Below are 14673 nucleotides of genomic sequence, written 5' to 3' on the forward strand. Positions count from 1 at the left end.
GCCCTGGACCAGTGGCCGGCCGGCGAGATCGGCGATCCGGCCCTCTCCAGCGCCGGGATCCGGGCGGGATCGCCGATCTCGCGTGGTCACACCCGGATCAGCAGCTCCCCGTGCAGCATGCCGAGCCAGCCGTCGTCGGCGTCGGCCCAGCGCAGCCACGCATCGGCGATACCCTGGAGGTCGCCCGGCGTCGCCAGGCCGTAGGCCACAGCCTGCTCGGCGAAGGACGACGCCGTCGCCCGCCCCGCCCACGAGCCGCCCCACCACCGCCGCTCGGCCGGGGACGCGTAGCACCACGCCGAGGTGGACGCGGTCAGGTCGCGGAGCCCCGCCGCGTGCGCCCATGCCAGCAGCCGGCGACCGGCGTCGGGCTCGGCGCGGTTGCGGCGGGCCACCTGCTGGTAGAGCGCCAGCCACCGGTCGAGCCCCTCGTCGGCGGGGAACCAGGTGGTGGCCGCGTAGTCGACGTCCCGGACGGCGACCAGCCCGCCCGGCCGGCAGACCCGCGCCATCTCCCGCAGTGCGGCCACCGGGTCGGTGAGGTGCTGCAGCACCTGGTGGGCGTGGACGACGTCGAACGAGGCGTCGGGCAGGTCGAGGGCGTAGACGTCGCCGACGGCGAAGGCGACCTCGACGCCGGCGCGGTCGGCAGCGGTCCGCGCCTCGTCCAGCGGGTCCGCCGAGAGGTCGAGCCCGAGCACGCGTCCGGGCGCCACCCGGGCGGCGAGGTCGACGGTGATCGTGCCGGGCCCGCACCCGACGTCGAGCAGGTCGAGCCCCGGGCGCAGCGCGGGCAGCAGGTGCGCGGCGGAGTTCTCGGCGGTGCGCCACCGGTGCGACTGCAGGACCGGCTCGGCGTGCCCGTGGGTGTAGGTGTCCACGGGCGCAGTGTGGCCCGGCGTCCCGAGTAGTGGAACCGGCATCCTGCCTGATGAGATGCCGCCGTCCTCCCCCGTCGCAGCGCGTCCTCCCTCAGCGCCCACCGTGCGGGAGGACGCGCCATGATCAGGGAACCTGATCCCGGCGGACGGGCTCAGCCCTCGGCGAGGACCTGCTCGGCCACCGGCACCGCCCGCTCCCGGTCGGCGCGCACCAGCCCGATGCGGGAGCGGCGGTCGAGCAGGTCGGCCACCGTGCGCGCGCCCTCGTGCCGGACCGCGAAGCGCAGCTCCCCCACCGTCTCCGGCCGCCCGGCGACGACCAGCGCCGGTCCGAGCGCCTCCACCGCGGGCGCCTCGGTGCCGTACCGGGCGACCAGCCGCGCCGGTGCGGGCACCCGGTCCAGCGCCACCCGCGGCGCCGCCCCGGCGAGCGCGAGCCGCGCGGTGGTCGACCGCGCCGCGCCCCGCCCCAGCCGCGTCACGACGGCGTCCACGGCCTCCTCGGCCATCGCCCGGTAGGTGGTCAGCTTCCCGCCGACGACGGAGAGGACCGGTCCGTCCCACGCGAGCAGGTGCCGGCGGGAGAGGTCGGCGGTGGCGCCACCCGGCCCCGTGCCCGCCGACTCGGGCAGGACCAGCGGCCGGTAGCCGGAGTAGGCGCCCACCAGGTCGGCGCGGGTGAGCGGCTCGGCGAGCACCCGGTTCACGGTGTCGAGCAGCTGCCGCACCTCGGCGTCGGACGGTGCCGCGTCGTCGTCGGGGACCGGCCCCTCGACCGGCTCGTCGGTGAGCCCGAGGTAGACCAGGCCGTCGGGCTGCGGCAGCGCGAAGACGTACCGCGAGCGGGACCCCGGCAGCGGCACGGTCAGCGCGGCCGACGGCGAGCCCAGCCGCACGCCCGGCACGACGAGGTGGGAGCCGCGCGAGGGCACCAGCCGGATGCGGGGCGCGAGCCGCTGCGCCCACACCCCGGCGGCGTTCACCACCACCCCCGCCCGCACGGTGAGCGGGCCCTCGTCGGTGGTCACGTGCACGTCCGCGCCGTCGACGGCGGTGACGGTCGCGCCGGTGACCACCCGCGCGCCGTGGGCGGCCGCCGTCCGGGCCAGGGCGACGACGAGCCGCGCGTCGTCGGTCAGCTGCCCGTCCCAGAAGACGACGCCGCCACCGCCGGGCCGCACCGCGGGCACCAGCCGGCCGACGTCGGAGGCCTCCACCCGCCGGGTCGCGGGCAGCGAGCGCCGGCCGCCGGGCACCGAGAGCCGCACCGCGTCGCCGAGCCGACCGCCCAGCTCCGCGAGCGCGGTGACGTCGCGGCCGGCGGCATCGGGGACCAGGAAGGGCAGCGGGCGCACCAGGTGCGGCGCCGTCGCCCCCATGAGGACGGCGCGCTCGCGGGCGCTCTCCCGCGCCAGCCCGAGCTCGCCGTGGGCCAGGTACCGCAGGCCGCCGTGCACGAGCTTCGAGGACCACCGGCTGGTGCCCGCTGCCAGGTCGGTGCGCTCGCACAGCAGCACCGAGAGGCCGCGCGAGCCGGCGTCCAGGGCCACCCCGGCGCCGGTCACCCCGCCACCGACGACCACCACGTCGACGGCGGCCCCGGCGACGGCGGTTAGATCGCGGGCGCGGCGCTCGGGTGAGAGGGAGCCGATCACCCGGTCCCCCATCGCTGCGGCACCGGCAGACTGTAGCCGTGCCCGAGCAGCCGGAACTGACGATCCAGGGCTGGGGCCCGCGCCCCGCCACCCCGGGGGACGAGAGCCCCGACGGCGCCCTGACCAAGGCCGCGCGCCGCTACCTGACCCGCGAGCTGGGCTGGGAGCCCCGGCACACCCCGCCCGCCGCCGTGGACGAGATCCGCCTGGCGCCCTGCCGGCTGCCCGAGGAGGACCGGGCGGCCCTGGCCGGCCTGCTGGGCGAGGACCACGTGCGCACCGACCGCGACGCGCGGCTGCGCCGGGCCGGCGGCAAGAGCTACCTGGACCTGCTGCGCCGACGGGAGGGCGACGCCTCCGACGCGCCGGACGGCGTCGTGCTCCCGGGCACCACCCAGGAGACGGCGGCGCTGCTGGCGCTGTGCAGCGAGCGCGGCATCGTCGTCGTTCCGTTCGGCGGCGGCACCAGCGTCGTCGGCGGGCTGGCCGGCGTGGACGCCGACGACCGCCCGACCCTCGCCGTCGACCTCTCGCGCATGGCGTCGGTGCAGGCCCTCGACGTGCCGTCGTCGCTGGTCACCGTGGGTCCGGGCATGCGCGGGCCGGCCCTGGAGCAGGCCCTCGCCCGCGAGGGGCTGACCTTCGGCCACCTGCCGCAGAGCTGGGAGTTCGCCACGCTCGGCGGGTACGCCGCGACGCGGTCGGCGGGCCAGACCTCGACGGGGGTCGGCCGCTTCGACCAGCTCGTCGCGGGGCTCACCCTGGCGACGCCCTCGGGGGTGCTCCAGCTCGGCCACCCCCCGGCGTCGGCCGCCGGGCCCGACCTGCTCGGCCTGGCGCTGGGCTCGGAGGGGACGCTCGGCGTGATCACCGAGCTGACGCTGCGGGTGCGGCCCAAGCCCTCGGCCAGCTCCTACGAGGGCTGGTCGTTCCGCACCTGGGCGGCCGGGCTGGCCGCGCTCCAGCTGCTCGCCCGCCACGACCTGCTCCCCGACGTCGTCCGGCTCTCCGACGCCGACGAGACGAAGGCCAACCTGCTCATGGCCGCCGGCACCGGCGCGCGGGCGCTGCGGGGCGGGTTGCGGGCCCGGGGCCACGGCGAGGGGTGCCTGCTCGTCGTGGGCTGGGAGGGGGTGCCCGACCTGGTGCACGCCCGGACGCGCGCCGCCGCGGCACTGCTGCGCGACGGCGGCGCGGTGCGGCTCGGCCGCCGGGTGGGTGACTCGTGGCGCCGGCACCGGTTCGAGGCGCCCTACCTGCGCGACCGCCTCATGGACGGCGGCCTGCTGGTGGAGACGCTGGAGACCGCGGCCACCTGGACGGCGCTGCCCACCGTGTACGACACCACCCGCCGGGCGCTGCAGGAGTCGCTGGCCCGCGGCGGGCACCGGCCGTTGGTCATGGCCCACGTCTCGCACGGCTACGCCACGGGCGCCTCGCTCTACTTCACCGTGCTGGCCGACCGCGACGACGCGCTGCCCATCCAGCAGTGGCTGTCGGCCAAGCGGGCGGCGACCGACGCGCTCCTGGCCGCGGGCGGGACGCTCACCCACCACCACGCCGTCGGCGCCGACCACCGGCCGTGGCTGGAGCGCGAGGTGGGGGCGCTCGGCGTCGAGGTGCTGCGGGCGGTGAAGGAGCGGCTGGACCCCCGCGGCATCTGCAACCCCGGCGTCCTCCTCCCCGACTGAACGCCCCGCGCCATGATCAGGTGACCTGATCGTCGAGCGTCCTCCCTCACGGTGTGCGGTGAGGGAGGACGCTTCATGATCAGGTCACCTGATCGACGAGAGGCCGGCGCGGCGCCGGGAGGGCCGGGGTCAGGGGCCCGTGACGCCGGGGGCGATCTCTCAGAAGGCGTGGCCGAAGGAGAAGACGCGCTCCGGGTCGACCGCCGCCTTCACCTCGGCCAGCCGCTGGTAGACCCCGGGCGGGTAGGCCGCGGCCACCTCCCCGGGGCCGGAGACGTCACCCAGGAAGTTGGTCAGGCACCCGGGGGCCCGCCACGGCGCCATCGCCCCGAGCACGCCCCGCCCGACGGCGGGCACGATCTCGGCCAGCTCGGGCACGCCCGGCCCGAGGGCCAGCATCGAGAAACCCCCGTCGCGGCCGGCCACCGCGTTGGGCACCTTCGGCGCGCGGGCGAAGGCCCCGCCGAGCTTGCGCAGCTCGACCATCATGAGCGGGATCTCCGCCTGCGGGCCGGCCACGGCCAGCAGGGCGTCGATGCCGTCGTCGGTCAGCTCGGTGAGCAGCTGCCCCTTCTCCCACGCCGGCACGGGGTCGACCGGGTCCATGTGGATCGAGTCCATCTCGTCGGTCCGCATCGGCCCGATGAAGCCGAGCAGGATCCGGCCGGCCCGCATCATCGGCTCGACCAGCCGCTGGCCCTCGTCGAAGTCGGTGCCGCAGTAGGCGTAGCGGAGGTGGACGGCGGTCTGCCCACGCAGCGGCGGCGGGAGGAACTCCATGTCGGGCAGCCGGAGGATCGCGATCGAGGTGCCGACCTCCTCCGGCAGCTCGCGTGACCAGCGGCCGAAGGCGTGCAGGACGGCGGCCATGTCCTCACCGGCGAAGAAGACCCCGCCGGCGTACAGGCCGGTCAGCGGGACCAGGTCCATCTCCAGGGCGGTGACGACGCCGAAGTTGCCCTTGCCGCCGCGGACCGCCCAGAAGAGCTCGGGCTCGGAGTCGGGGGAGAGCGTGCGCTGCCGCCCGTCGGCGGTCACGATCTCCACCGCCCGGACGTGGTCGGCGGCGAACCCGTGCTTGCGGCCGAGGGAGCCCACGCCGCCGCCCAGCGTGTAGCCGATCACCCCGACGTCGGACGACGAGCCGCACAACCCCGCCAGGCCGAACTCGGCGGCGGACTCCATGAGCCGCTTCCACTTCACCCCGGCCTCGACGCGGACGGTCCGCCGCTCGGGGTCGATGAACAGCCCCTGCATGCGGCGGGTGGTGATCATCATGGAACCGGCGGCGTTGCGCACCGGGCCGTGGCCGGTGGCCTGGACGGCGACGCGCAGACCACGGGCGACGGCCCAGGAGACGGCGGCGGCGACGTCGGCGGCGCAGGTCGCGCCGACCGCGATCGACGGGGTGTGCTGTATCGCGACGTTCCAGGTGGCCACCTCGGCGGCCAGCCCGTCGTCGCCGGCGGCGTAGACGGGACCGTGGACGAGGCCGCGGAGCACGTCGACGTCCGCCGCGGGGAACGGCGGTACGAGGGCGTTCACGGCGTCGGCGTCCAGGAGGGCGACGGGCTGCTCGGGCTCGCGGGGGAGCTCGGTGAGGGACATGCGGATTCCTCTTCGCTGCCGCGGTGGTGACCGCGGGTGGGGCACCGCGGTCGGGCCGCGGCTTCTCGGGACGGCGGAAGCGTGCGCGGCCCCGCTTGCCGCGAGCTTGGAGCCGACTTGCACGAGCACCTTGCGGCCCGCTGCAGGCCCACCGCGCGAAAAGGGGTGCCCCCGGGGGCGCCGCGCTGGGAGCATCCTGCGGCGTGCGCTTCCGAGTCCTGGGGCCGCTCGAGGTCTCCGGCCCCGACGGCAGCCCCGCCGACGTGGGCGGGGCCAAGCCCCGGGCGCTGCTGACCCTGCTCCTGGCGGAGGCCGGCCGGGTCGTCGGCATCGACCGCATCGTGAGCACGCTCTGGGGCGAGGAGCCGCCCCCGACGGTCACCGGCACCCTCCAGGCCTACGTCTCGCACCTGCGGCGGGTGCTGGAACCGGGCCGCGGCCCGCGCGAGGCGCCGACCGTGCTGATCACCCGCCCACCGGGCTACCTGCTGCAGGTCGAGGCCGACGACCTGGACCTGCTGCGCTTCGCCCGGCTCATCGAGGAGGGCGACCGCGCGGTGACCGCCGGCGCACCCGCGCGGGGCGTGGCGCTGCTGGACGAGGCGCTGGGCCTCTGGCGCGGGGAACCGCTGGCCGAGCTGGGCGACCTGCCCGCGGCCGCGAGCGACCGGCTCCGCCTCACCGAGCTGCACGTGCGCGCCCGCGAACGGCGCTGCGACGCGCTGCTGGCGGTCGGCCGCCCGGAGGCCGCCGTCCCCGACCTGCAGCACCTGGTGTCCGAGCACCCCCTCCGCGAGCGGCTGTGGGCCCGTCTCGTGACGGCCCTGTACGCCGCCGACCGGCAGGCGGAGGCGCTGGACGCCTGCCGCCGGTGCGCCGACCTGTTGCGCGACGAGCTGGGCATCGACCCCGGGCCGGAGCTGCGCGACCTGGAGCAGGCCGTGCTGCGGCAGGACCCGCGACTGCTGGAGCGGCTGCCCCGCCCCGTGCTGCCGCCGGCTCCCGCGCCCGCGCCGAGCGCCTCGGTGGACGCGCTGGTCGGCCGCCGGGCGGAGCTCGACCAGGTGCGCGCGGTCGCCGAGCAGGTGGCCGGCGGGCGATCCGCCGTCGTCGTCATCGAGGGCGAGGCGGGCATCGGCAAGACCCGGCTCGCCGAGACGGTCGCCGACGGTGCCCGGCTCCTGGGGTGGCCGGTGGCGTGGAGCCGCTGCGCCGACGACACGGGTGCGCCGCCCCTGTGGCCGTGGACGCAGGTGCTCGAGCAGCTGGGCCAGCCGGAGCTGGTCCCCGACGAGGCGGCCGGGGACGACGCCGACGCAGCGCGCTTCCGGCTGTTCCAGGACCTGCGCGCCCGGCTGACCGCCGCGGCATCCCGCCCCGCGCTCGTCGTCCTCGAGGACCTGCAGGGCGCCGACACCACGTCGGTGCAGCTGCTCGGCCTGCTCGCCCGCCACCTCCCCCGGGCGCCGGTGCTGCTGGTCGTCACCGCGCGGACCGTCGGCGAGCCGCTGCCCGAGGCCGTCGCGGACTGCCTGGCCCGGCTCGCCCGCGAGCCCGCCGCCACCTGCCTGCGGCTGCGCGGGCTGGACGCCGACGACGTCGCCGCGCTCCTGACCGCTCAGCTGGGCTCCCCGGGCGACCGCGCGCTGGCCGCCACCGTGCACGACCGCACCGGCGGCAACCCGTTCTTCGTCGTCGAGCTGTCGCGCTGGATGGTCGGCGCCCACGACCTCCACCTGGACGTCGTCCCGGTGCCGCCGTCGGTCGGGGAGGTGCTGCGCACCCGGCTCGCCCGGCTGCCCGCGGGCGCCCGCGAGGTGCTCGAACTGGCCGCCGTCGTCGGCCGCGAGGTGTCCCTGGGCCTCCTGGAGGCGGCCGGCGTCGCCGTCGACGACGCGCTCACGGCGATGGACTCGGCCCTCGCCGTCGGCCTGGTGGTCGAGGGCGGGCGGCCGTGGAGCTGGCGGTTCGCCCACGCGCTCGTGCAGGAGGTGCTGGCCGGCGACCTGCCCGCGGTGCGGCGGGCGCGGCTGCACGCCCGCGTCGGCGAGGCGCTCGAACGGCGGATCACGACGTCCACGGACGACGGGCTCGTGGAACGGCTCACCCACCACTTCGTCGAGGCGCTCCCCGTGGTCGGGCCCGGCCCGGCGCTGCTCTACCTGGGGGCGGCCGCCCGCGCCGCGCGGGCCCGGCTGGCCCACGGCGAGGCCGCCGCGCACGGCCGGCGGGCGCTGCAGCTGCTCGACCCGGAGGCGCCGGACGCGGCGCGCACCCGGCACGACCTGCTCACCGCCCTGGGCAACGACCTGCTCCGCAGCGGCCAGCTGACCGAGGCGCGCGAGGTGGTGGCCGAGGCGATCTGCCTGGCCCGCCAGCTCGACGACCGGGAGTGCCTCGCCGAGGCGGCGGCGGTCTGGGGCAGCGTCACGCTGTGGAACTGGCGACCGCACGGGGTGGTCGACGAGGACATGGTCGCCGTCCTGGAGGACCTGCTCGCCGAGCGCGGGGACGGCGACGACCCGACCACGGCCCGGTTGCTGGGCACCCTCGGCGTCGAGCTGGCGTTCGGCCCCGACGACCGCGGCGTGCGGGCCGCCGGGCAGGCGGTCGCGATGGCGCGGCGGATCGGCGACCCGGAGCTGCTGGGCCGGACCCTGAACAACCTGAGCCTGGCGGTGTGGGGGCGTCCGGGCGCCGCCGAGCTGCGGCTGGCGGCGGCCGACGAGTCGTTGGAGCTGGCCGGTCGCGGGCTGCCGCGGCGCACCGAGTTCCTGGCGCACCTGCACCGGGCGGCGATCCGGCTGCACCTCGGCGACCTGGCCGGATTCGAGGCCGATCACGCCCAGGCCCGGCGGCTGGCGGTGTCGCTGAGCGGGCCGGAGGTGCGCCCGCACGTGCTCTGGCAGGCCGGCGGGCTGGCCTGGCTCCGCGGCAACGCCGCCCGCGCGGAGGAGCTGACCACCGAGGCCTACGAGCTCTTCCGGCGGGTCACCCCGCACGCGCGGCACGCCTACGCGGCGCACCAGTTCACCCTGCGGCGGGCCGACCACCGCCAGGGCGAGGCGCTGCCGCTGCTGGTCGAGACCGGGGACGAGGGCAACCCGCTGCTGCAGGAGATGGCGGTGCTGGCGGCCGCCGAATCGGGCGACCTGGCCGAGGCCCGCCGGCTGCGCGCGCGCTGGGGCCGCACGCTGGTGCGCGACTGGGCCAGTGACGTCGCGCTGTACCTGCAGGCCGAGAGCTCGCTGTGGCTGGGGGACGAGCGGGACTGGGCGTCGGCGGCGGAGTCGCTGCTCCCCTACCGCGGCAGGCAGGCGGTCCTCGGGACGCCGGCGCTCACGCTCGGCGCCTATGACGAGCTGCTGGGCCGGATCGCCGAGCGGCTGGCCGACCAGGCCGGCGCGCGGCGGTGGTGGACGGCGGCCCGGGAGCAGGGTGCGCTGGTCGGCTCACCGCACCAGGTGGCGCTGGCCGAGTCCCACCTGCGCCGGGTCGCGGCCGAGCCGACCCCCGCCTGACCCCGGACGCGGGGTCCCGGCCCCCCGGCAGTCCCGGCCCGGGGACGCCGTCCTCCCTCACCGTGGCGCGTCCTCCCTCACCGTCTGCAGTGAGGGAGGACGCTCGATGATCAGGTCACCTGATCATCGCGGGTGGGGCTCAGGCGGTGGTGGCGATGCCGCCGTCGACCGGGATGACCGCGCCGGTGACGTAGGCGCCCGCTCGCGAGGAGAGGTAGACGACGACGCCGGCCATGTCGTCGGGGCGCCCGATGCGGCCCAGCGGCGACTTGGCCGCGATCTCGGACCCGAAGGCGTCCAGCGTGGCGGCCATCATCTTCGACTCGAACGGCCCGGGCGCGACGGCGTTGACGGTGATGCCCTGGGGCCCGAGCTCCTTGGCCAGCACGCGGGTGAGCTGGTGCAGCCCGGCCTTGCTCGCGGCGTAGGAGTAGGTCGGCATCGGATTGACGTGCAGGCCGTCGATGCTGCCGACGTTGACGATGCGCGCCGGGTCGCCCTCGGCCGCCGCGGCCCGGAGCCTGGGCAGGAACGCGCGGGTGAGGAAGAAGGGCGACTTCAGGTTCAGGTCGAGCAGCTTGTCCCAGGCCGACTCGGGGAAGGTCTCGAGCGGCTCGCCCCAGGTGGCACCGGCGTTGTTCACGAGGATGTGCACCCGCTCCTCGTGCCGGCCCACCTCCTCGGCCAGACGGATGCACTCGGCCTCGGTGGAGAGGTCGGCCGGGATCGAGACGACGGTGCCGAACTCCGCGAGCTCCGCCGCCGCGGCGTCCCCGGCCTCGGCCTTCCGTGAGCTGATGTAGACCTTCGCCCCCGCCTGCAGCAGGCCCCGGGCCATCATCAGGCCGATGCCGCGGGTGCCCCCGGTGACCACAGCCACCTTGCCGGTCAGGTCGAACAGGTCCACGGGTACCTCCGGTTCGGCGTCGCGGCGCCGTCGTCGGCACCGACCCCGCACCCTAACGAGGCGGTCCGCACGCTCCTCCACGACGCCGTCGTCGCCGACCTGTGCCAGCCTGGCGGTCATGATCGAACCCGCCGCGACCCCGGGGGCCACGAGCGAGGTCGGCCCGCTGCGCACCGTGATGCTGCACCGCCCCGGCCCGGAGCTGCGCCGGCTGACGCCGCGGAACAACGACCAGCTCCTCTTCGACGGCGTCCCGTGGGTGGCCCGCGCCCAGGACGAGCACGACGCCTTCGCGCAGGCGCTCAGCGACCGCGGCGTCGAGGTGCTGCACCTGGCCATGTTGCTGGCCGAGGTGCTCGCGGTGCCCGCCGCGCGGGCCGACCTGATCGGTGCCGCCGTCGACGACCCGCGGCTGGGCGCGACCCTGCAGCGCGACGCCACCCGCCACCTGACGGGGCTCTCCCCGGAGGACCTGGCGACGGCGCTCATCGCGGGCCTGGCGCACGAAGAGCTGCGCGGCCACGGGCTGGCCTACCAGATCATGGACCGCTCGGACTTCGTCGTCCCCCCGCTGCCCAACCTGCTGTTCACCCGCGACTCGTCGGTGTGGATCGGCGGCGAGGTGGCGGTGACCTCCCTGGCCATGGCCGCGCGGCACCGGGAGAGCACCATCACCGCCGCCATCTACACCCACCACCCCCGCTTCGCCGGGTCCGGGCAGCTGTACTCGCCGGGGCTCGAGCACCTGGAGGGCGGGGACGTGCTGCTCCTGGCCGAGGGCGTGGTCGCCGTCGGCGTGGGCGAGCGGACGACGCCCGGCGGTGCCGAGCGGCTGGCGCGGCGGGTCTTCGCCCGCGGGCTGGCGCACACGGTGCTCGTCGTCCCCATCGCCCAGGAGCGGGCCACCATGCACCTGGACACGATCGCCACCATGGTCGACGTCGACGCGATGGTGATGTACCCGGCGGTGGCCGACTCGCTGGTCGCCTGGACGGTCACGGCGCCCGCCGGCTGCCCCGCCGACGACGCCGACACGACCGACCTCGTCGTCAGCGGCCCCGAACCGTTCGTCGCGGCGGCGGCGCACGCGATGGGCATCGACAAGCTGCGGGTGATCGACACCGGCCTGGACCCGGTGACCGCCGAGCGGGAGCAGTGGGACGACGGCAACAACACCCTCGCCCTGGCCCCGCGGCTGACGGTGGCCTACGAGCGCAACACGGTCACCAACGCCGCACTCGAGGCGGCCGGCATCGAGGTGGTGCGCATCGCGGGCTCGGAGCTCGGCAGCGGCCGCGGCGGTCCGCGCTGCATGTCCTGCCCGGTCTCCCGCGCCCCGCTCTGAGCCCTCCGCGGCGAGCGGCGGGCTACGACCGGGGGACCGCCCGCTCCGACGAGCCACACCGGTGATCCCGGCCACTACGCTGCCAACTTCCTGCGCCGGCCCGGCGCTCGGCGGAGGGACGGTGCGGTGGCAGGCACGGGGACGGCACGGCGGACCGGCCGGATCGCGGGGATCGGCGGCGGGCTCGTCGGCTACCTGGTCTTCGTCGAGTTCACCAGCGGCGTGCTGCAGGGCTACTACGTCCCGCTGCTGACCGACATCGCCCGCTACCTCGGGGTCAACGACGCCGACGTCAACTGGCTCGAGGCCGCCCAGCTGATGCTCTCGGCGATCGCGGTGCCGGTGCTGGCGAAGCTCGGTGACCTGCACGGGCACCGGCGGGTGCTGCTCTGGTCCTCCGTCGTCGTCGCGCTCTCCACCGTCGTGCTGGCCTTCGCGCAGAGCTTCCCGCTGTTCCTCGTCGCCTGGGCGCTGCAGGGCATGTACGTCGTGTGGCTGCCGCTGCAGGTGGCGCTCATCTGGGACCGGTCCCGCCGGACGCCCGGCGCGGCGAGCCAGACCCGCCGCGCGACCGGGCTGATCGTCGCCGCCCTGCAGGCCGGCGCGATCGTGGGGGCGCTCACCGGCGGGCAGATCGGGCAGAGCCTCGCCGACTCGTTCTGGCTGGTGCTCATGGCGCCGCTGGTCCTGGTCGTCGGCGTCTGCGTCGTCGTCGCCCTGCGCGTGCCGGAGAGCCAGGACCGCACCGGCGGCAGCATCGACACGACCGGCGCCGCGGTGCTGAGCCTCGTGCTGCTGGTCATCACCGGCGGCCTGAGCTTCGTCCGCCTCAACGAGGATGCGCTCTGGCCGTGGGCGGTCACCGCGCTCGGGCTGCTGCTGCTGGTCCCGTTCGTGCTCTACGAGCTGCGCCAGGACGACCCGCTGGTCGACTTCCGGGTGCTGCGCAGCTCCTCGATGTGGCCGGTGCAGCTCACCGCCGGGCTCTTCGGCATCAGCGTGCTCGGCGCCCAGGGCCCGCTGTCGACGTACGCGCGCACCGATCCGGAGGTGTACGGCTACGGGCTGGGCCTCTCCACCAGCGAGGTGTCGGTCGTCATCGGCGCCTACGTGATCTCCATGCTGGTCGGCGCGAGCCAGTTCTCCCGGGTGAGCCGGCTGACCACGCCCCGGCGCACGCTGATCGGGGCGGCCACCCTCACCGGCACCGGCTACCTGCTCCTCGTGCCCTTCCACGACACGCTCGCCCAGATGCTCACCTGCATCGCGATCGCCGGGCTGGGCTCCGGTGCGCTGGTCGCGGCCCTGCCGGCGGCCGCCGCAGCCGCGGCCCCGGTCGGCCGCACGGCGGTGGCCACCGGCCTGACCAACACGACCAAGGTGCTCGGCGGGTCGTTCGCCTCCGCGACCTTCGCCCTCGCGCTGGCCTCGAACGTGCCGCTCCTGCCCGACGGGTCGGCCGGCACCGCCGGATCGCTGTCGGGATACATCACCGTGTGGGTCGTCTGCGGCTCGGCGGCGCTGCTGGCCGCGCTGGCGCTGCTCGTCGTCCCGAAGCTGGCCTTCTCCGACCCGTCCGTCCCCGAGCCCACCGAGGAGTCCCGAGCATGAGGCGCGCGCTGGCCCTGGCCGCGACCGGAGCCGCCGCCGCGGCCGCCACCACGACCGCCCGGCGGGTCGCCCGCTTCCGGCCGGTGGAGCAGCCGGTTCCGCCGGTCGACCTGACCGGTCTGGACGCCGACGCCGCGGCGCAGCGGCTCGCCGAGCTGATCCGCATCCCGACGATCTCCTCCCGGGACGCCGACCAGGTGGACGCCGCGGCGTTCGAGGCCTACCGCGCCCGGCTCGCCGAGCTGTACCCGCGCACCCACGAGGCGCTGGAGCGCGAGGTGCTCGGGGCCGGCGCGCTGCTCTACCGCTGGCGCGGCACCACCGACGAGCCGCCGCTGGTGCTCATGGCGCACTACGACGTCGTCCCGGTCGCCGGCCAGGAGTGGACCCGCGACCCGTTCTCCGGGCTGGTCGAGGACGGCTGCGTGCACGGCCGCGGCGCGATCGACGACAAGGGTTCGATGGTCGCGATCCTCGAGGCGGTCGAGGCGCTGGTGGCCGAGGGCTTCGCGCCCCGGCGCGACGTCTACCTCTCGTTCGGCGACGACGAGGAGGTCGCCGGCGTCGGCGCCCGGCTCGCGGTCGAGGCGTTCACCTCCCGCGGCATCCGGCCCTGGGCCGTCGTCGACGAGGGCGGCGCGGTGGTGAGCGGGATGTTCCCCGGCGTCCCGGGGCAGGTCGCCGTCGTCGGGCTGGCGGAGAAGGGCCTGCTGGACGTCGAGCTCGTCACCACCGACCCCGGTGGGCACGCCTCCTCCCCGGCCCCCGGCGGCGCACCGGCGCGGCTGGCGAAGGCGATCCTCGCCCTCGAGGCCGACCCGTTCCCCGCCCGGCTGCACGACGTCGTCCTCGGCATGATCGACGCCGTCGGGCGGCGGGCCCCGCTCGGCCACCGCGCGCTGTTCGCGCACGCCGCCCAGCTGCGGCCGGTGCTGGCGTCCGTGCTGGCCCGGGCCGGCCGGGAGGCGGGTGCGATGGTGCGGACGACGGTCGCCGTGACCCGCCTCGAGGGCAGCCGGGCCTCCAACGTGCTGGCCACCCGGGCCCTGGCGCACCTGAACATCCGGATCGCGCTGGGCGAGAGCGTGCAGTCGACGGTGGAGCGGCTGCACCGCGTGATCGACGACCCGACGGTGGAGGTCCGGGTCGTGTCGGGCAACGACCCGTCACCGGTCTCACGGGCCGACAACGAGGCGTTCGCGCTGATCGGCGCGGCCGCGCGCGCGACCTACCCCGAGGCCGTCGTGGCGCCGTACGTGATGGTGCAGGCCAGCGACGCCAGGCACTTCAGCCAGATCTGCGACAGCGTGTACCGCTTCATGCCCTTCGACCTGAGCCGGGAGGAGCTGTCGGCGCTGCATGCAGCCGACGAGCGCATCTCGGTCGCCGCCCTGCACCGGGGTGCGGGGTTCTTCCGCCACCTGGTCCGCCACCTCTGAACCGCTCCCCGGGAG

Annotated in this window: 9 protein-coding genes; 5 read left to right on the forward strand and 4 right to left on the reverse strand. The window is 76.4% G+C overall.

Annotation, left to right across the window (positions count from 1 at the left end):
* Window positions 1-86 precede the first annotated feature (86 nt).
* Both ACI794_RS17125 and ACI794_RS17130 read right to left on the reverse strand, forming a co-directional pair.
* On the reverse strand, window positions 87-881 hold the full coding sequence (locus ACI794_RS17125) for a methyltransferase domain-containing protein (protein ID WP_456616951.1): 795 nt from the start codon (window positions 879-881) through the stop codon (window positions 87-89).
* A gap of 152 nt (window positions 882-1033) precedes the next feature.
* Window positions 1034-2536, reverse strand: a complete 1503-nt coding sequence (locus ACI794_RS17130; protein ID WP_456616952.1) for a glycerol-3-phosphate dehydrogenase/oxidase — start codon at window positions 2534-2536, stop codon at window positions 1034-1036.
* Between the two features lie 38 nt (window positions 2537-2574).
* Here ACI794_RS17130 and ACI794_RS17135 point away from each other — a divergent pair, with 38 nt between their 5' ends.
* Window positions 2575-4227, forward strand: coding sequence for an FAD-binding oxidoreductase (locus ACI794_RS17135; protein ID WP_456616953.1), 1653 nt, complete (start codon window positions 2575-2577; stop codon window positions 4225-4227).
* 159 nt (window positions 4228-4386) lie between these two features.
* Here the strand turns inward: ACI794_RS17135 and ACI794_RS17140 are convergent, their stop codons facing one another.
* The gene (locus ACI794_RS17140; protein ID WP_456616954.1) at window positions 4387-5835 is read right to left on the reverse strand and encodes an FAD-binding oxidoreductase; all 1449 of its coding nucleotides are present in this window, start codon (window positions 5833-5835) and stop codon (window positions 4387-4389) included.
* A 203-nt stretch (window positions 5836-6038) separates the two neighbouring features.
* On the opposite strand from ACI794_RS17140, the gene ACI794_RS17145 reads away from it, so the two are divergent.
* Complete coding sequence (locus ACI794_RS17145; protein WP_456600823.1) at window positions 6039-9356, forward strand: BTAD domain-containing putative transcriptional regulator; 3318 nt, start codon at window positions 6039-6041, stop codon at window positions 9354-9356.
* Window positions 9357-9495: 139 nt separating this feature from the next.
* Here ACI794_RS17145 and ACI794_RS17150 read toward each other — a convergent pair whose 3' ends face one another.
* A complete protein-coding gene (locus ACI794_RS17150; protein ID WP_456616955.1) occupies window positions 9496-10263 on the reverse strand; it encodes an SDR family oxidoreductase in 768 nt (255 codons plus the stop codon).
* Between the two features lie 118 nt (window positions 10264-10381).
* Here ACI794_RS17150 and ACI794_RS17155 point away from each other — a divergent pair, with 118 nt between their 5' ends.
* From ACI794_RS17155 to ACI794_RS17165, 3 genes are all read left to right on the forward strand, one after another.
* Window positions 10382-11608, forward strand: coding sequence for an arginine deiminase (locus ACI794_RS17155; protein WP_456616956.1), 1227 nt, complete (start codon window positions 10382-10384; stop codon window positions 11606-11608).
* A 126-nt stretch (window positions 11609-11734) separates the two neighbouring features.
* Window positions 11735-13219, forward strand: coding sequence for an MFS transporter (locus tag ACI794_RS17160; protein ID WP_456600826.1), 1485 nt, complete (start codon window positions 11735-11737; stop codon window positions 13217-13219).
* Window positions 13216-14658, forward strand: a complete 1443-nt coding sequence (locus ACI794_RS17165; RefSeq protein ID WP_456600827.1) for a M20/M25/M40 family metallo-hydrolase — start codon at window positions 13216-13218, stop codon at window positions 14656-14658. The genes ACI794_RS17160 and ACI794_RS17165 overlap by 4 nt, the downstream gene beginning before the upstream one ends.
* Window positions 14659-14673 lie beyond the last annotated feature (15 nt).

It is taken from the genome of Blastococcus sp. SYSU DS0541, from assembly GCF_054050875.1.